The organism is Acinetobacter sp. Ac_5812 (assembly GCF_013072695.1).
Lineage (GTDB): Bacteria > Pseudomonadota > Gammaproteobacteria > Pseudomonadales > Moraxellaceae > Acinetobacter.
Genome location: NZ_LXUK01000004.1, coordinates 1 through 17,488 on the forward strand (window position 1 = coordinate 1; position 17,488 = coordinate 17,488).

Below are 17,488 nucleotides of genomic sequence, written 5' to 3' on the forward strand. Positions count from 1 at the left end.
ACCGTACGGTGGTATTTAAATAAGGCCTAAGTGAAAGCTAAGCGCATCACCAGCGCAGCTGTACGGCCACTCAGGTGGAAAAACCAGACTGGCCGTACAAATGTATCGATTGCTATTAATATGATTTTAAAATGAAAAATGGCATCATTCTTGCAAAATAAAACTTGTTCAAGAATGAAAATGAATACAATAAAATTAAGAGGTACTGTATGAAACTAATCACCGCCATTATCAAACCATTCAAATTGGACAATGTCCGTGAAGAGCTCAACAAACACAGCATTCATGGTATGACCGTGACCGAAGTCAAAGGCGCAGGCCGTCAAAAAGGCCATACCGAAATGTACCGCGGTACCGAATACAGGGTCGATTTTTTGCCGAAAGTGAAATTGGAAGTGGCCGTCCGGAGCGATCAGGTCGAATCAGCAATTGAAATTATCAGCAAATTTGCCGCTACGGGCAAAATTGGCGATGGTAAAATTTTTGTCAGCGCGCTGGAACAAGTGGTACGTATCCGCACTGGTGAAACCGGTATGGACGCCATTTAGTGTTATGCTCGATCCTATCCCCCCACCCTTTGGTTTGATCACCCTCGCAAAAGTTAAACACTGAATTACCCGGCAAGTGGGGTTTGGGGACACATAAGACTAAACTCAACGCTTTTATTGCCAGCCGGGTACAATTCTGACTACCCCTCTGAAAGCCTGTTGCAGCGTTTCTGCCCTTGTTCAAGGATTCTAAAATACCTTCTACGACTATGACCTATGCCGCTATTCTCGAGATGTGTTGCAACTTGCTACATGTCTACATCGCAGGTCATGTCCATGCGCGTCATTCAAATAAAAGGGAATAGGAAAACGGCTTCCCATCAGTTTAAAGCAGGCTCAGCTCCAGACTCATCGGCTGCTCAAACGGGTCAAATAGAACACCTAAAAAAATCCTGCAGTTAGCAGGATTTTTTAGGCTGAGTGGATTGCTGGCTACTTAGCCTTTTGCGGTACGTTTTAATTTCTCGGGATCATCAAATGGCAAGGTATGCGCGATTGCATTTACCTCCAGGCTGCCTTTGACCTGCAGGGCTTTACCCTGCTCTGCATAAGGCACATCCAGACGTGAGATGGCCACGGTTTTACCGGTCAGCGGCGAATGCATACCGCAGGTAATGACCCCCACTTGCTGATTGCCGTCCCATAAGGTATCTCCCATTGCAGGCACCTGATCGCCTTCCAGCAATACACCGAAGATTTTAAAGCGTTCTTTGCCTTTTAAACGGCGATGCTCATAGCAGCCGCGGAATTCGCCTTTATGCGGTGAAACCGTGAAATCCAGGCCGAGTTCCCACAAGGTGTCGCCGCAGACATCATTCTCGAAGGGGAAATATTCTGAATTATCATACGGAAAGAAGAGTAAATAACTTTCTGTACGCAGCCAGTCCAGCGTGGTAAATGAACAGGGAATAATGCCATATTCAGCGCCGGTACTGAGAATGGTTTCCCAGATCATCGGTGCATCGGCCGCCTTACAGAAAATTTCATAGCCGCGTTCGCCGGTATAGCCGGTACGTGAAATCATGACAGGCGCACCAAACAGTTTGGTTTGCTGATGGTGAAAATAGGGCAAATCACGAATGCCCGCGACATGTTGAGCTAAATAGTCCACGGCCAATGGCCCTTGCAGCGATAAATCATGCAGGTCATCATCAAACAGTACCGCAACCTGACGCCCAGCCGCTGAGCGAATCAGCATTTCATAGCCAATGCCTGTGCCATGCACCACCATAAAGGCATTTGGTCCGGTACGGTAAATCACGCAGTCATCCACAAATTTTCCTTGCTCATTCAGCATGGTCGCATACACGGATTTGCCGGGATACAATTTGGAAATGTCGCGGGTGGTTGCATATTCCAGCAGGCTTTCCGCATGCGGGCCGACATAATGGACTTTTTTCAGGCCCGAAACATCCATCAATCCGGCTTTGGTGCGGATAGCCGTATAGTGATCTGCAATATCCGAATCATAGGTCCATGCTGTTCCCATGCCGTTCCAGTCTTCTAATTTTGAACCGAGCTGACGGTGGTGGGCTGCCAATGCAGAAATGCGCCAAGAGTTTGCCATACAGGTCTTCCTTATTGAATATTTTAAAATGTGCTGATTACTTAATTTTTGAAACTGAGCTGTTATTCATCTACGCCATCGAACTGGCTGAGCCATTGCACCAGCGGTTCACGATATTCACTGATGCCCTTGTATTCTGCGATCGGCTCAGGCAAATCGCGGATTACGCGGTATAGCCGCTTGGCCCATGCCGGGTTGCGGGTCAAATCATTCAGGCTAATCAGATAAGTGCGGATACTGAACAGCAGTGCATTGCTGCGTGCCAGACGCGGCATTGTTTGTAGCTCCACCCGCAAATGCACCAGTTCACCGGCATTTTCCGCAGTGACCAGACCGCGTTCATGTCCCCATAAATGATAGGTTTCCGAGGAAGTATCCATACGCGGATTGATGGTCATTGTCCAATTCAGACGTCGGTAGGGCTGGCCAACCTGAATGTTGAGCAGGAATTTGAGTGCGCGCTCAAACACCCCCAGGTTATGTGCCAGTTTTGGTACAGGGGCGTGCCATTGCTTAAAACTCATGCCGGCATCAAAATTCAGTGACCAGTCTGCAGGGCCGGTGATCATGCCGGTATCCATAAACAAATCGCCATCACGCTGATCCAGCAAGGCAACATCGCCCTGGAACTGACGGCTGATAAATTCAAACGGCTCCATCGGCAAGCTGTCTGCCTGACCAAAAATAAAATGGACGTCGATATTTAATGGTTGATTGACCCAGTGCCAGTTCAGGCCATCACGCTCCAGCTGGAAATGTTCAGGGTAGTCTTCCGCATAATGCAGCATCACCATTTCCAAAAAGTCCCAGCTTGCTTGACGCATGTGAGGCATGATAATGCAACGTTTCGGATCCTTTTCCAGGGTTAAACGGCGCTCGTTCATTTCCGTTACATAATGTTCATCTACATCGAACCAATGCTCAAAAATGCTATCCGGCCTTGAAACAACAGGCTCAATATTCACCGAATACATATACTGGTCTTCGGGAAATGGAAAAGGAAAACGGGCAATCGCCTTTGCACTGTTATGGTAGTGAAACTGATCATGCATATTTTCATTGGGGTTAAATTGAACCGTCATCGTAATCTCCCAAAGCTATAGGTCTAAATGCAGGCAATGGCCTTGTTTGGCACGCGAAACGCAAGGCATCAACTGCGCCGAGCGCTCCTGCACCGTTAAATAATGATCCAGATGTTCTACCTCGCCTTGGCTGTAGGACGTGGCACATTGACCGCATACGCCGCCGCGGCAGAGATTGGGTACCTCAATGCCTTCTTGTTCCAGTGCTTCCAGCAGGCTAAAATCGCCGGGCACATGAATACGGCGCTGGCTTTTACTGAGCACGGCATCAAATGCGACTCCCGGTGCAGGCGAAGAAAAAGCTTCCCAATGCACACGTTTTTTTGACCAGCCCAGCATTTGTGCACAGTCAACAACAGCATGAATCAGACGCTCTGGCCCGCAAATATAGACATGGCTGCCGAGGGACTGCTGGCTCAGCAATGCGTTTATATCCAAACGGCGCTGGGTTTTTTCCGAATAAATATGTACCTGGTCATGAAACAGCTGCATCAGCATATCTTCATAGGCATTGCTGATGCCGTCACGACAGGCATAGTGCAGTTCAAAACTGTGTCCGGCATGCAGCAGGTATTTCATATGTGACAGGAACGGGGTAATACCGATGCCGCCGGCAATAAATACATGGTGCTGGGCCTGAGAGTTGAGTGAAAATAAATTCAGCGGCGCAGAAATATTTAGGGTATCGCCCACCTGGATGTTTTCATGCAGGTATTGCGAACCGCCACGCGAGTTCTCCTGCAAGCGTACCGCAATTTGATACTGGTGCTGCTCATACGGGGCATTCAGCAATGAATAGGCATTGCGGATGATGCGGCCTTCCACTGGCAGCTGCACAATCACATGACTGCCGGAGGAAAACGGCTGCAAGGGGGTATCTAAAGCGGCCAAGGTAAATTCGCGAATCATCGGGGTAACTTGATGAATTCGGGTCACATGGACAGGAACGGTTGGGTTCATGCGCTGAGTACTCCCATAGGTTGATGCGCATTGGCACAGACTCCCATATAGGCGCCAAGGCGTTCAGAAAAATGACTGCGGATCAGCAGTTCGACCTGACACTGTTCACAACTACACAGCTCGTCTTTAACGGTGTGCTGAATATGCCCGCAGTGCACGCAGTAGACTTTTTTACGCGGGTTTTGCAGGCTGGAGCTATCCGCAATCAAGCTGATTTCCTCATCTAGGCAGCCCGTACCCACCAGGCACTGCTGTACTGTCCAAACAAAGGATTCATCACCGCAGACCACGGCACGCACGCCAGCCTTTTCCTGCTGCAGCACTGTCTCTAGTTCATGCAGCAGGCCAGCCAAGGCTTGATCTTGTTGACTGTCCAGCATCAGCTGCACCGTTTGCGGGTGCTGTTTGCTCATTTTGGTTAATTGCTGTGTCACTGCCGATGCTGCATGCTGCAACACCATCACATACTTGGGTGCATTCCAGTGCAGCGTTTCTACAGTTTGATATCTGGGGGTACTGTGCATGGCTTCCATCATTTGAGAAACCTCATATAAGAACTACATAATCAGATATTTAAAGGTTTTTACGCCGCCTGACCATTCCCTCTAAATCATACCCACTAAGGGGTAAAGCACAGCATGCGGGGGGAGTTTTTAAGCTAACGCAGACATAAAAAAAGCAGCTGGAAACCAGCTGCTGCAGAAGAAACGTATACCAGGTTGTTACTATATTTTGTGGGTCTGCCCGGCAGTGTTGCAGGTCAAGCACTGACCGTCCTAACCCGCTTTTTGCTGTAGGTTGGCCTCGGTCTGTAAATAGGCCTCCAGGGAGTCATCCAGGGCATCAATCCAGGGCGTATGATGCGGCGTTGCCATAGTCCCGGTCATCAATGAACAGTAAGTATTGTCACGGAAGGCCATAATGTTTTCTTGCTTGTGTTTTTTCCATTGCAAAAAGGTCAGCCGCACCGCTTCAATATCAAAGCTTGGATAATCGGTCTGATCAATCAGGCGCATAATATAGTCGCCTTGAAATTTGAACATGGCTGCTGCATCCTGCAGGGTTTTTTCTTGCTCATGCCAGGCTTGGGTGTCGGCCTGCATCTCGGCAAAACTCGGCAAGGCAATTTTACCCAGCATCACATCGCGCGCATACCAAGCCTGTGCATCAAACATATTGAAGGAATACCACTGATCCTGCATGCCTAAATAAAATAGCTGCGGATTGGCTTCCCAGACCACGCCCTGATACAGGTGCAGCGGATAGAGAATGTTATCGGTTTTCAGACGCAGGCTTTCCGACATGAAAGGGAAACTGTGCAAATAGCCGGTACATAAAATAATGGCATCAATCTCGGCCGAACTGCCATCAGCAAAATAGGCATGGGTCTGATCGACCCGCAGCAGTTGTGGACGCTCTGACCAATTTTCTGGCCAGTGATAACCCATCGGTGAACTGCGGTAACAGCTGATAATCTGCTTCGCACCATATTTATAGCATTGTGAACCGATATCTTCAGCAGAATAGCTGCTGCCGACCAGCAGTACATTTTTACCTTTAAATTCCAGGGCATCACGGAAGTCATGGGCATGTAAAATCCGTCCGCCAAAACTGCCGAAACCTTCATATTCAGGAATTCTTGGGGTAGAAAAATGGCCTGAAGCCACCACCACAAAATCGAAAGTCTCGGTATACACCTCGTCGGTGACATGGTTATGCACCGTCACTGAAAACTGCTTGCTGTCCGGGTGAAACTCGACATGGCGCACCGCGCTGTTGAAGCGGACATATTTGCGAACATCGGCTTTTTCTACCCGGCCTTTGATATAGTCCCACAGCACGGCACGTGGCGGATAAGAACCAATCGGCCGGCCAAAATGCTCATCAAAGGTATAGTCTGCAAATTCCAGACATTCTTTCGGGCCATTCGACCACAGGTAACGGTACATGCTGCTATGCACCGGTTCACCATGTTTATCCAGGCCGGTATGCCAGGTATAATTCCATTGACCACCCCAGTCGGCCTGCTTTTCAAAGCATACCATTTCCGGAATTTCGATGCCCTTGCTTTGCGCAGATTGAAAAGCGCGCAGTTGCGCCATCCCGCTTGGCCCTGCCCCAATAATTGCAACTCGTTTCATGGTGAATCTCCATGTGATCTGTTTTAAACAAAACTGCCGTGATGCCATTACCTTAGACAGGCCTACATCATTTCGAAATTCCTCAGATGGGGTATGCACAAGGGGATACTGACCTGGGGTCATGCCGCTTTAGCGGCTTGCATGCCCTCAGTTTTGGATAAATACAGCGCCTTCCAGACCCAGCACCATATCACTTTGCGAATATAGGCCCTGCCCGATTTCCTGTACCCGCTGTATGCGGTTCTGGGCAGTGACAATGCGGTAATGCAAATGAAATACGCGATGATGCTGCACAGCCGACTGGATACTGTCCCAGACATACTGCTGGTCATCGGGATGAATCAGCTGTCCATAGCGCGGCGTATTGATCAGCAGCTCACTGCGATAACCGGTTATCTGCTGACAGCCGCTGCTGACATAGTCCATGGTCCAGTTCCAGTCATTGCGTGAGCGGTACAGCATGACCGGCAAGCGCGACAGCAAATCATGCAGACTGCGCTGCTGTGCATCCTGCAGTTCTTGCTGCCGGTTTTTTTGCGTCTGCTCCGTGCCTAAAATGCACCATCCCCGCAACTGGTTTTTTCCGGCACCGGCACAGATCGGCTGCAGCGACAGATCAAACCACACCAAGGGCTGTTCCGGGATTAACAGGCGCAGTGCCAGCTTGCACGGCCGTCCGGCCATGAGGGCACATTGGAAGGTCAAACTATCTTCGGAATACAGCCAGTAGCTCAAGGGTAAGCGCTGTGCTGCAGCATCCGGTTGCAGCTGTAGCAAGTTGTGCCAGGTACGATTGCTGCGCTGAATCGTGCCATGGCTATCCAGCAACAGTGCAATATCGGAAAACTGGTCAAACAGTTCAGGCCAATCCTGATTCAAGTCCATATTCAGCTCATCTTTGCTGGAGGGCAGCGCTATTTTCGACATATCAGCATTACTCGCACGGTGAACCTTAAACGGAAGACGAGGGATAAATATCGAAATCTGCAGTGTTAAGCTGCTGATGTACCCACACGGAAAGCTCCAGCCGTGAATGCACATTCAGTTTGCGTAGCAGACTTTTCACATAGACTTTTACCGTACCGTCACTGATGCCTAATTCACGGGCAATCAGTTTATTGTTCAAGCCTTTGGCGATCAGTTTTAACGTTTCCTGCTCCCGCTGTGTCATTTCCGACAGCAGTTTGCGCTGCAATAGCACCTGTTCAGAGGTTTTATGCAAGGCAGCGGCTAGGGGTGCTGTCTGCTGCCGGACTTGCTGGGCCAGCAAAGCCACCCCATCGGCATGCAATACGGTCCTGCCCTGCATGACTTGATGCAGTTGCAGCAGAATATCTTCCGGCAAGGTATCTTTGGGCAAAAAGCCATTGGCACCCAGACGAATGGCATCCAATACAATGCTGTCCTCCAGGCTGGCGGTTAAAATAATCACTTTAAGATCGACATTGCATTCCCGGATGCATTTTAGTACCTCAATGCCGCTCATCTGCGGCATCTGTACATCCAGCAGCAGCAATTCAATGTTCGCGGTGTCCAGCGCTGACAGAAATGCTGATCCGCTGCTGTATTCCTGCTGTACATCAAAGTGCTCGGACTGGCGGATAATATCCGCCACACCGCGCCTGAACAGCGCATGGTCATCTACAATACTGACTGCAATTTTATTCATCTCATTCCCCTCCAGTGTTCAGGTCTAATATCAGTTCAACGCAGGTGCCGCAGGGCTGATTCGGGCGGATACTGAGCACAGCACCAATCCGTTCGGCACGTTCCTGCATAATTTCCAGTCCGAAACTGTCCGGCCGTTTCCGCCCTGCCTGTATGCCGCGGCCATTATCTGCAATCTGAATGTGCAGCTGCTGAGTGAAATTGCGCTTTACAGAAATGACGGCTGTACTGGCGTGGGCATGACGCACAACATTGCTCAGGCTTTCACGGATGATATACAGCAGCTGTACCGACTGTCTGGCACTGACTTTCAGCTGTGGAACACGGTTATCCAGTTCAAAAGCCACACTGGACTGATGTTCAAATTCGGCAATAATTTTTTTCAGCGCGGTGAAAAAATCCAGTTCCTGATAGGTTAAGCGTGAGGCGGTAATTAATTCACGCACCTGCTGGTAAGCATAATGGGTATAAGCCGCCAGCTCCTCGGTCTGTTCCAGCAGCGGTGCATAACCAGGCTGCTGTTTGCATTGCTGGTTCAGCTGCGCGGATTTCAACCTTAAGAATCCAATAATTTGCGCAATGCTGTCATGTAAGTCAGCCGAAAAATCACGCCGCTCCTGCTGCAATATGGTTTGTATGCGCTCCTGCTGTAGCGCGCGTTCCTGAAAGCCCGATTGCAAAGCCTGATCCAGCTGCTGTAGTAGCTCCGCTTCCACCGGCTGGGCTGCCGAATAGTTTAAATAGACTCGCCAGACTGCAAAATTCTGTCCTGTAAACAGCGGGAGGCAATCATGCTGCCCCAGCAGCAGCGGCACATCCTGCTGCATCACAGAGACGGAGCGCGGTAGCAGCTGCTCTTGGAGCAGACGTACCTCAGACTGCGCCAGCGGTTGCGCCAAGGCATGAAAAATGAAACATTCCTGAGTGAAGGGATAGCACATCACCAGACAATATTCCGGCAAGCCCGGTACAGGAAAATGCTGTTTCAGCCATTGCAGAAAAAGTGGCAATTCGGCCTTGGGATCCTGAATCTGCATCAGCTTTAATTTGGCCTGCAGATAAAACAGCGTCAATTCACGCTGGCGAAGCAGCCGTTGGGTCTGATCTAAATCACCTGCCTGGTTTATGGCCCGCTCTGTCTCTATTTTGCTGTCATTCATCACTTCACTCGCAAGATGCGCCATGCTGCTGAATTATTCTTTACAGTTAAATTATTTGAGCAGGAATCATGCCAACATCCAGCACTACCCTATTCAGGGTATACCTCTGGAGAAATTGCTGTTCCAGCAGAATATGTGTGAAATGAAGAGCATCAGAACCAGCGGGACGCTTTGGGCTCATCTATGGGAACGCTTACTTCAGCTTTAGCCACTGCAGTGACAGATGAATATATTCATCTGCAGCAGCCAATCCATGAACTGTATTTGCGCGCAGATGCACAGTGCATGCACATTTTTGACCTGGATGCGGGTGATCGCATTCAATTTGACTTACCTGAACAACAGAGTATTGATCTACTGATTTTCAATACAGAACAGCAGCTTAAGCCAGAATTGCTACAGGCACTACAGGCCGAATCCCACCTAGTGGCCAATGGTGCTCGGGCTACACATGCACAGTTAAATCAGGCCAGCGCCTCTAGCAAGCGCCTGAAACAGCAGTTAGCACAACATGCTATACAGCCTGACTGGCTGGAGCAGGCGCTGACCTTGCATAGTCCTGGAAAGAACATTTTTCAGGCATCGGCGGCAATTCAAGTCATCGTGCTGAATACCGGCCTGGACATGAATGTACAGCAGCAGTACTGCATAGATGAAGTTCCAGTGACGCTATTTAAAGCCCAGCCCGTGCATTATTATTTGCCGCAGCCTTTAGCCAAACCGGTGCAGGAAATTCTGATACCACGCGCTTCAGCACGGACGTATAGCGTTAAAGCAGGACAATGGATTCAAATTATAGACTTGTCGGGCAAGCAGTGTTCCGATTTTTTGGCCTTTGATGCCCAGGCTTTGGCCCAGGGCCAAGAACTGGGTCTGGATGCCATGGCCACCCGGACCATTTTGGGGCATGCCACCCCGGCTCCCGGGCTGCACTCTAAGTTTTTTGCCTCAGATCTGCAAGCACTGGCCGAAGTGGTTCAAGACACCGTGGGCCGGCACGATATGTTCCTGAGTGCCTGCAGTCCGAAGTTCTATAACGATTCCGGCTACTTTGGCCATATTTCCTGCACCGATAATTTTAACCAGGTTCTGCAGCCTTTTGGCATCCAAAGCCGCAATGCATGGCCTGCCATTAACCTGTTTTACAACACCTTTGTTGAACCTTGCGGTGCAATCAGCATGGCAGAACCGTGGTCCAGACCGGGAGATTATGTCCTGCTGCGTGCCCACCGTGATCTGCTCTGTGCATCATCTGCCTGCCCTGACGATATTGATCCTTCCAATGGCTGGGTACCGACGGATATTCTGGTCCGGATTTATGATCAGGATCAGCATTTCCCACGCTCCCAGCATTATCGAATTGACCCCGAGGAACTGCCGCGCATGACCCAAGCATCAGGATTTTTTCCGCGCATCCAAGCGCTTACTTCAAAAATCAGTGAGTACCACGGCTATTGGATTGCCAATGAATACGACGGCTGGGGTGCCAAAGCAGAATATCTGGCCTGCCGTGAAAGGGTCGCCATGATCGATTTAAGCGCGCTGCGTAAATTTGAAATTACCGGCCCAGATGCAGAAGCTTTTATGCAGTATGCATTGACCCGCAATATCCGCAGACTGGCGGTGGGTGAAATTGCCTACTCGGCCTCCTGTCTGGAAACCGGCGGCATGGTGGATGACGGCACGATTTTCCGCATGGGTGAAAACTGTTTCCGCTGGATTTGCGGTGATGAATATTCAGGAACCTGGCTGAAACAGCTGGCACAGCAGCATGGCTATAAAATCAGCATCCGCAATTCATCCCAGCATATTCATAATATTGCAGTGCAAGGTCCACACAGCCGTGCGCTGTTGCAGCAACTGATCTGGACGCCTGAACATCAGCCAAGCGTAGAAAAATTAGCATGGTTCCACTTTACCCTCGGCAAGCTGGGCGGTACAGACGGTATTCCGGTCATGGTATCACGCACCGGCTATACTGGTGAGCTAGGCTTTGAAGTGTGGTGTCATCCTAGCCATGCCGAACAGCTTTGGGATGCCGTTTGGCAGGAAGGTCAGCAATATAACATTGCTCCGCTCGGTTTTGATGCCCTGGATTTATTGCGCATAGAAGCCGGGCTAATCTTTGCACAGCATGAGTTTTCAGCCGAAACCAATCCCTATGAAGCCGGCATTGGTTTTACAGTACCGATGAAAACCAAGGAAGAAGATTTTATCGGTAAACAAGCCATGAAAAATCAGGCGCCGGAAAGCCGGCATAAACTGATGGGCTTAGTGCTGGAAGGCAATGAAGCGGTCCAGCATGGCGACCTGGTCTATGTCGGACGTTTTCCTGTGGGTGTGGTGACCAGTGCAGCCAACTCCCCTGTGCTGCAGCAACAGATTGCCCTGTGCCGCCTTGCACCGCAGTATGCCCTAACAGACACCGCCGTCGAAGTTGGACAACTGGATGGTCTTAAAAAACGCCTGAAAGCCAAAGTGGTGGAGTTACCTTTTTATGATCCGCAAAGGTTAAGAGTAAAAAGCTGATTATCCAGCCCATCATTTTTGCCTAGCCCTTGGCTGCTCTGTAAACCTGAGCATGGCCACGGCTGAACGGCACCCGGACCATGAGACCCGCGCTGCATTTTTCTAGAGGGTGCGGTGCTTTAACCCTGAGTTTTTACCTGGCTATGGCAGGATCATACCAGTATTTTAAAGGTGAAATCCCGGGTGGTGATAACTGCAAGCTCCCACTCGGGTCACTCGTGTGCCTTATTCAGTAAACTGATACCCTCCAGCCAGCTTCGGAATATTCAGTTGATGAGTTAGAGAAAATAGCAATACATGTTCAGGATCGAGAAAGATGTGTAGATACCTGTGTCTTTAGGTTAAGCAGAATGTCAATTTCTAATTTATTTACTGCAAGTTGTTTACATAGCAAAAGTAGAGAAATGATGAGCCAACAATCGCTATATGTCTGATCAAATTGTAGAAATTCTTCCATATTTTAGTTTTTACGTTATTTTTTAACTGCACGTTTAAAAGCTTTCAATACTTGCTCTCTGGCACTTGCCACCCATTAAGCTAGATCATGGTTGAGGCTAGCTCCTTACCCATCTATCTAAGCCACCTGATTTTTGTTTCCACGTTTTTTTAACCAGGGACTAAACACACCAGATAATGGCTTGCACAACGCCCCTGCTTCTAAAGCCTTTTTTCTATGTAAAAGGTGGCATTATGCGTAATTTAAGCATTAGTTTCTTTCAGCTTAGGCTATTTCCAGCAATCTAGTGAATGAAAACAATCATTTTGGCACCCATTTTGCTTAATCAGTATTACGTTTTATAAAAATTGTAATATTGAGGGCAACACTATGGGTTACGTTGCACGTGAACTCAGTCAAAGAAATAAACTACTGTTTGGCTTGGGGTCTTTTTTAATACCGGTCTTGATTTGGTGTGCAGTCAGCTATTTACCTTTTATCTGGCATCCACAAGTCCAAATTGCCGATTCAGGCAGCGTGAACTATTTACAGGCTCAAACATTTCCGTGCTATTGCAACTCGATTCGATAAACTAGCACGCAATTATAAATCTATGATCCGTATAGCCTGCATATTTATTTGGTGCAAAGCCAAATGAGGACACCCCCTAGTAGACTACTTTTTTTATTTCAGCAATGCGGGCTTAATTTCAGGTAAAACTTCAGACCATCGGTTTGCAAAAGTTTTTTCATTCGAGTCAAAAAATTTCTTATAATCTTCTTCAGAGATTAAAAGTCGTATAGTCAAATCATTATAAAACCAATACAATGGTGCAATGAGTTATTCAGAACATTTTAGACGTAAAATTTTAGCTAAGCTTGAGGAAGGTTATTCTATTCGAGCGGTAGCTGCACAATTTGAAATTAATAAAAATACCATTGTTGAATGGAAGAAACGTATAGAGATTAAAAAAACTCGTGTACGTAAACCTTCTAAAATTAACGATGATGCTTTACGTGAAGATGTTGAAAAGTATCCTGATGCTTATCAATATGAACGTGCTGCACGTTTTAATTGTGGTGTTTCATCTATTGGTGCTGCATTAAAGCGCTTAAATATTACAGTTAAAAAAAGACGTTAAGCCATCCTAAAGCAGATACAAAGCTTAGGGATAAATTTATTCTGCAAGTGAATGAATTAGAAAAAAACCATCCGATTATTTATCTGAATGAAAGTGGTTTTAAGTCACATGATTATAGACCTCATGGCTACTCACGAAAAGGAGTACCCTGTTTAGGGCAATATAATTGGCAATTAAAGAATCAGACCAATGCCATTGGAGCAATCCATGAGGGTAAGTTATTTTCAGTCGGTTTATTTGACTGCAAAATCAATTCAGATGTTTTTCATTTTTGGATTGAGCAATTCCTCATACCAGCATTACCAGAAAATAGTGTAGTGGTTATGGATAATGCAGCATTTCATAAAAGAGCAGATATTCAGGAGTTATTGGAACAACAAGGGCATAAAACTCTTTGGCTTCCTGCATACAGTAATGTGGTTCCGTTAATTAGACCACTCAATTCAGTTTTATAAGTGATAAATCCGCTCTAAATATTTAAATTATGCTGCCATTACTTTTAGTAAATGTTGATCATAAAATTCATCCGGTGTTGCCTTATTCAAACTTGAATGAGGACGTATCATGTTATAAAAATCCAAATATTCAGCAATTGATTGTTTCGCTTGTTTAACCGTATCGTAAGCCTTCAAATAGACTTCCTCATGCTTCACACTGCGCCATAAACGCTCAATCATTACATTATCCATCCATCGTCCTTTCCCATCCATACTGATACGGATATTTCGCAATTTTAACTCATTCAAAAATGCCTCGCTTGTGAATTGACTGCCTTGGTCTGTATTAAACACCTCAGGACAACCATATTTCACAATTGCTTCTTGCAACGCATCTATGCAAAAGTCTGTTTCCATACTGATCGATACTCGATGAGCCAGTACTTTACGACTATGCCAATCTATAATTGCACACAGATAGACAAAGCCTTTAGCCATAGGAATGTACGGGTGAGTAGACCAAGGGAATCTCACCCTTAGCCCCTCGCAGAACCGGACGTGAACCTCTCAGCTCATCCGGCTCCCATTATCCAACCGATGGTAAACATCCCATTTTCCAGTGCACAAAGGCATTTGGAAAATCACGCGCAAGTCGCCCTAAGGCATATCTAGCCCGTCTTTTATGACGGGCCAAGTTTTTATACTTACGCCTCATCCAGCGTATAAGATAAGCATTCATGTGTTGCCAGATCGCTGACATTGCTGAACCATGGAATCGACCATAGTATTGCTGCCAGCCTTGAAGAATTGGATTAAATATTGCAGATAAATCACTTAATTCGCGATTACACATCAGATGTAGATGCCATTTCCGAATAGTCTGTCGCATTGTTTTAAGTGCATCACGACTGACTGCAGGAGAGAAATTTACATAAACTCTTTTATACTTGTCCACAGCCTTACGGGGCCTAAACGTGTACCCGAGAAAAGTAAATTGAACATCTGGATATGCTTGGCGACGATTCACATCTTGGCAATAAACAATCTTTGTCTTATCTGGATGCAATTCGAGTCCACATTCACGAAATCGTGCACCAATCTTTTGTAAAACAAGTTTGGCTTGAGATAAACTTCGGCAATGAATTACTCCATCATCCGCATAGCGGCAGAATCTTACACTCGCAAGATTCTTGGTAATCCACATGTCAAAAGCATAATGCATAAATAAATTAGCCAATAGAGGACTGATAACTCCACCTTGCGGTGTGCCGTGATTCCTTTCTAAAACTTGACCATCTACATTTTGCATAGGTGCTTTTAACCAGCGTTCTACATAGAGAAGAATCCATGGAATTTCGCAGTGTTTCTTAAGTGCACGCATGAGTAGATTATGGTCAATGTTATCAAATAGACCTTTGATATCAAATTCCACAACCCAGTCATACTCCCAACTTCGTCGTCTCACCACAGCTATCGCATCATGGGCTGAACGCCCTGGACGATATCCATAAGAGTTTGGATGAAATAGAGGATCAATCTGTGGCTCCAATATAAGCTTGACAGCTGTTTGTGCTACTCGATCCGCTACTGTTGGAATGCCTAACATACGTACCCCACCTGATTTCTTTGGAATCGGAACACCTTTGACTGGCGGTGGAAAATAACTGCCTGAACAAAGTCGATTCCATAGTTTATACAGGTTGCCTTTTAAGTGGTGTTCGAATTGCTCAATAGATTCATGATCGATGCCTGCAGCACCGCCATTCTCTTTGACTTTCTTGAATGCCTCCCAAATTAACGCTTTAGGAATGTTAAATGGTTTGGTCATAAAGCCTTGTTCCTCCTGCTTGTGCAGTTGACAAGACCGCAGACCTGGATAATGCAGCCCCTTCGCTCCATTACCATTACAGTAACTTCAACACTACTACGAGCTGCTCCGCCCCTTGGTGACGCATTGCTATTATCGGCCTTGCCTTTTGAGCTTGTACCTTTCGCTTGACATCGCCACCGAAGGTTCCCGCAGTTCAACGTAAAAGCCTGAATTAGGATCGCGCTGCCTCTACGCCGGACACCGAATGGCCCGTAAGCAGGTAACGGCCAAACTGATCGCGGGGCAACATCCATCCCCGGTTTTGATGTCATTTGAGTACTTTCGACACTTGAACGGCAGTTCACTGGTGTTCGCCTTCCTAATTCTTACCTGACGCCTGTACAACGCCTTTTCCATAACGCTCACGACCGGGACTTTTGATCCAAGCCGCTTATGGTGGTTTGCTACCTGCTCCTGCAAGCCGATAGCGAGGGGCCATACCCTCATCTCTTACGCCGCTTGCTGCGGCACACTGATATCTGTACACCAGACTTGATTAGAGTGATCGATGACCATGTTTTTCAACAGATATGGGAAAATACGGTGTGCAAGATTAGGCTTACTGGTATTGGGTTTTGGATACAAAGCATGTATTCCCATCAAGCGCATTAAACGTCGGACTTTACGCCGACCTATTTGATGCCCTTGACGCTGTAGCATATCTCGTATCATTCGACTGCCCATAAATGGGTAGTCGAGATGAATTTCATCGATTAGACGCATCAAACTCAAATCAGTTGATGAAATCTCTTTGGGCTTGTAATACAACGTACTGCGATTGATTTGAATCAATTGCGATTGTTGTCGTACCGAAAGTTGATGGGTCTTATCGATCATTTTTTGCCGCTCAGCTGCCCTATTTTTCTGAGCGCACCTTCTAAAAAATCAATTTGCAATGCCTGATGTCCTATCTTGGCATGTAAAGCTTTGAGGTCAATCTCAGGTTCTTGTTGTGCTGTTGGTCGTGAAAAAATATTGACTGATTGCTCAAGCAGTTGATTTTTCCAATCGATGATTTGGTTTTGATGTAAATCGAATTGAGTAGAAAGTTCAGCGAGTGTGTGGTCGCCTTTAATTGCTGCGAGAGCAACTTTAACTTTAAACTCTGCTGAATGATTACGACGTTTTCTTCGTGTCATGGTTGACTCCAAAAACAAGCATTTCCCATGCTTATTGGGGAGTAGATTATCACTTATAGACGTGGTCTAAAATCCTAGAACCACATCATAATGGCTGTTATACGAAATTGCAACTAAATATAGTTGCAATTATTATTTAAAAGTAACTATACTTAGTTGCAATAGCAGTAGGGCTGAAGTATGGGTAAAACGGAAAAGTTACTGGAAAAATTTGGAAATTCAAAAAATACATTTCCGTATAAAGATTTAGTCGTTTTACTGAATCAGCTCGGCTATGAAAAATTTGAAATGGCAGGCTCTCGTGTCCGTTTTTTTAATACGAAAACTGAACACATGATTTTACTGCACAGGCCACACCCTGAAAATGAAATCAAAGGTGGGGCTTTGAAATCTGTAAAACAGGCACTCAAGCAGGAGGGATTTTTATGAGCTATTTAAAATACAAAGGTTATCTAGGTACAATTGAACCTGATCTTGAAACAGGTGAGTTATTTGGAAAGCTTGCATTTATCCGTGATCTCATCACTTATGAAGCAGAAACATTAAAAACTCTTGAACAAGCTTTTCAGGAATCTGTCGATGGATATTTAGAGTCTTGTGCTGAATTAGGTAAAAAACCCGATCAGCCATTCAAAGGTACATTTAATGTCCGTATTAGTCCTGAGTTACACCGTAAAGCTGTTTTAGCATCAAGTGATAATTCTCTTAATGCTTTTGTAAGCGATGCGATTCAAGAGAAATTAATGCGTTTAGGTGCTTAATTTATTGAAGCCTAGATTGACATCTAAAAATTGAAAAAAATTAGTAAAA

General features: G+C 46.5%; 16 protein-coding genes and 3 pseudogenes. 8 read left to right on the forward strand and 11 right to left on the reverse strand.

Annotated features, from left to right (window positions below; all coding sequences use genetic code 11):
• The first annotated feature begins 209 nt into the window (after nt 1-209).
• Nucleotides 210-548: a P-II family nitrogen regulator gene (locus A7P55_RS03175; protein WP_119686983.1), complete on the forward strand. Its 339-nt coding sequence runs from the start codon at nt 210-212 to the stop codon at nt 546-548.
• Nucleotides 549-984: 436 nt separating this feature from the next.
• On the opposite strand, the gene A7P55_RS03180 is transcribed toward A7P55_RS03175, so the two are convergent.
• The 8 genes from A7P55_RS03180 to A7P55_RS03215 all read right to left on the reverse strand — a co-directional run bounded on the left by A7P55_RS03180 (nt 985) and on the right by A7P55_RS03215 (nt 9,150).
• The gene (locus tag A7P55_RS03180; protein ID WP_171551083.1) at nt 985-2,115 is read right to left on the reverse strand and encodes an aminomethyltransferase family protein; all 1,131 of its coding nucleotides are present in this window, start codon (nt 2,113-2,115) and stop codon (nt 985-987) included.
• A gap of 62 nt (nt 2,116-2,177) precedes the next feature.
• The gene (locus A7P55_RS03185; RefSeq protein ID WP_086197620.1) at nt 2,178-3,197 is read right to left on the reverse strand and encodes a DUF3445 domain-containing protein; all 1,020 of its coding nucleotides are present in this window, start codon (nt 3,195-3,197) and stop codon (nt 2,178-2,180) included.
• Between the two features lie 15 nt (nt 3,198-3,212).
• The gene (locus tag A7P55_RS03190) at nt 3,213-4,157 is read right to left on the reverse strand and encodes a PDR/VanB family oxidoreductase (RefSeq protein ID WP_119686984.1); all 945 of its coding nucleotides are present in this window, start codon (nt 4,155-4,157) and stop codon (nt 3,213-3,215) included.
• A complete protein-coding gene (locus tag A7P55_RS03195) occupies nt 4,154-4,693 on the reverse strand; it encodes a dimethylamine monooxygenase subunit DmmA family protein (RefSeq protein ID WP_119686985.1) in 540 nt (179 codons plus the stop codon). The genes A7P55_RS03190 and A7P55_RS03195 overlap by 4 nt, the downstream gene beginning before the upstream one ends.
• Nucleotides 4,694-4,933: 240 nt before the next feature.
• Nucleotides 4,934-6,298: an NAD(P)/FAD-dependent oxidoreductase gene (locus A7P55_RS03200; protein ID WP_171551084.1), complete on the reverse strand. Its 1,365-nt coding sequence runs from the start codon at nt 6,296-6,298 to the stop codon at nt 4,934-4,936.
• Between the two features lie 147 nt (nt 6,299-6,445).
• Complete coding sequence (locus A7P55_RS03205) at nt 6,446-7,225, reverse strand: PAS domain-containing protein (protein ID WP_171551085.1); 780 nt, start codon at nt 7,223-7,225, stop codon at nt 6,446-6,448.
• 25 nt (nt 7,226-7,250) lie between these two features.
• On the reverse strand, nt 7,251-7,967 hold the full coding sequence (locus A7P55_RS03210; protein WP_171551086.1) for a response regulator: 717 nt from the start codon (nt 7,965-7,967) through the stop codon (nt 7,251-7,253).
• A 1-nt stretch (nt 7,968) separates the two neighbouring features.
• Nucleotides 7,969-9,150 (reverse strand): ATP-binding protein, encoded by a 1,182-nt coding sequence (locus tag A7P55_RS03215; protein WP_119686988.1) that lies wholly within the window; start codon nt 9,148-9,150, stop codon nt 7,969-7,971.
• Nucleotides 9,151-9,309: 159 nt separating this feature from the next.
• Between A7P55_RS03215 and A7P55_RS03220 the strand changes: the two genes are divergently transcribed.
• From A7P55_RS03220 to A7P55_RS03240, 5 genes and pseudogenes are all read left to right on the forward strand, one after another.
• Nucleotides 9,310-11,655 (forward strand): aminomethyltransferase family protein, encoded by a 2,346-nt coding sequence (locus A7P55_RS03220; RefSeq protein WP_119686989.1) that lies wholly within the window; start codon nt 9,310-9,312, stop codon nt 11,653-11,655.
• 826 nt (nt 11,656-12,481) lie between these two features.
• Nucleotides 12,482-12,682, forward strand: coding sequence for a hypothetical protein (locus tag A7P55_RS03225; RefSeq protein WP_004704328.1), 201 nt, complete (start codon nt 12,482-12,484; stop codon nt 12,680-12,682).
• Nucleotides 12,642-12,749: pseudogene (locus A7P55_RS03230) on the forward strand (IS5/IS1182 family transposase); the annotation flags it as partial. The gene A7P55_RS03225 and the pseudogene A7P55_RS03230, both read left to right, overlap by 41 nt.
• Nucleotides 12,750-12,926: 177 nt before the next feature.
• A complete protein-coding gene (locus tag A7P55_RS03235; RefSeq protein ID WP_000122230.1) occupies nt 12,927-13,232 on the forward strand; it encodes an IS630 transposase-related protein in 306 nt (101 codons plus the stop codon).
• Between the two features lie 47 nt (nt 13,233-13,279).
• Nucleotides 13,280-13,687, forward strand: coding sequence for a transposase (locus tag A7P55_RS03240; protein WP_171551087.1), 408 nt, complete (start codon nt 13,280-13,282; stop codon nt 13,685-13,687).
• A 27-nt stretch (nt 13,688-13,714) separates the two neighbouring features.
• On the opposite strand, the pseudogene A7P55_RS03245 reads toward A7P55_RS03240, so the two are convergent.
• From A7P55_RS03245 to A7P55_RS03255, 3 genes and pseudogenes are all read right to left on the reverse strand, one after another.
• Nucleotides 13,715-14,176, reverse strand: a pseudogene (locus A7P55_RS03245) (IS3-like element ISAcsp5 family transposase); the annotation flags it as partial.
• A 79-nt stretch (nt 14,177-14,255) separates the two neighbouring features.
• A complete protein-coding gene (gene ltrA / locus A7P55_RS03250) occupies nt 14,256-15,497 on the reverse strand; it encodes a group II intron reverse transcriptase/maturase (protein WP_071321322.1) in 1,242 nt (413 codons plus the stop codon).
• Nucleotides 15,498-16,010: 513 nt separating this feature from the next.
• Nucleotides 16,011-16,678 (reverse strand): annotated as a pseudogene (locus tag A7P55_RS03255) (IS3-like element ISAcsp5 family transposase); the annotation flags it as partial.
• A gap of 180 nt (nt 16,679-16,858) precedes the next feature.
• Between A7P55_RS03255 and A7P55_RS03260 the strand changes: the two are divergent.
• A complete protein-coding gene (locus A7P55_RS03260; RefSeq protein ID WP_044425274.1) occupies nt 16,859-17,107 on the forward strand; it encodes a type II toxin-antitoxin system HicA family toxin in 249 nt (82 codons plus the stop codon).
• Complete coding sequence (locus A7P55_RS03265; RefSeq protein ID WP_035270373.1) at nt 17,104-17,439, forward strand: type II toxin-antitoxin system HicB family antitoxin; 336 nt, start codon at nt 17,104-17,106, stop codon at nt 17,437-17,439. The genes A7P55_RS03260 and A7P55_RS03265 overlap by 4 nt, the downstream gene beginning before the upstream one ends.
• Nucleotides 17,440-17,488 lie beyond the last annotated feature (49 nt).

Coding starts and splice junctions, on each gene's coding strand:
- A7P55_RS03190 (WP_119686984.1), bottom strand. CDS start 4,157: ATGAACCCAACCGTTCCTGTCCATGTGACCCGAATTCATCAAGTTACC.
- A7P55_RS03205 (WP_171551085.1), bottom strand. CDS start 7,225: ATGTCGAAAATAGCGCTGCCCTCCAGCAAAGATGAGCTGAATATGGAC.
- A7P55_RS03195 (WP_119686985.1), bottom strand. CDS start 4,693: ATGATGGAAGCCATGCACAGTACCCCCAGATATCAAACTGTAGAAACG.
- A7P55_RS03215 (WP_119686988.1), bottom strand. CDS start 9,150: ATGGCGCATCTTGCGAGTGAAGTGATGAATGACAGCAAAATAGAGACA.
- A7P55_RS03175 (WP_119686983.1), top strand. CDS start 210: ATGAAACTAATCACCGCCATTATCAAACCATTCAAATTGGACAATGTC.
- A7P55_RS03220 (WP_119686989.1), top strand. CDS start 9,310: ATGGGAACGCTTACTTCAGCTTTAGCCACTGCAGTGACAGATGAATAT.
- A7P55_RS03235 (WP_000122230.1), top strand. CDS start 12,927: ATGAGTTATTCAGAACATTTTAGACGTAAAATTTTAGCTAAGCTTGAG.
- A7P55_RS03180 (WP_171551083.1), bottom strand. CDS start 2,115: ATGGCAAACTCTTGGCGCATTTCTGCATTGGCAGCCCACCACCGTCAG.
- A7P55_RS03265 (WP_035270373.1), top strand. CDS start 17,104: ATGAGCTATTTAAAATACAAAGGTTATCTAGGTACAATTGAACCTGAT.
- A7P55_RS03185 (WP_086197620.1), bottom strand. CDS start 3,197: ATGACGGTTCAATTTAACCCCAATGAAAATATGCATGATCAGTTTCAC.
- A7P55_RS03260 (WP_044425274.1), top strand. CDS start 16,859: ATGGGTAAAACGGAAAAGTTACTGGAAAAATTTGGAAATTCAAAAAAT.
- A7P55_RS03200 (WP_171551084.1), bottom strand. CDS start 6,298: ATGAAACGAGTTGCAATTATTGGGGCAGGGCCAAGCGGGATGGCGCAA.
- A7P55_RS03225 (WP_004704328.1), top strand. CDS start 12,482: ATGGGTTACGTTGCACGTGAACTCAGTCAAAGAAATAAACTACTGTTT.
- A7P55_RS03210 (WP_171551086.1), bottom strand. CDS start 7,967: ATGAATAAAATTGCAGTCAGTATTGTAGATGACCATGCGCTGTTCAGG.
- ltrA (WP_071321322.1), bottom strand. CDS start 15,497: ATGACCAAACCATTTAACATTCCTAAAGCGTTAATTTGGGAGGCATTC.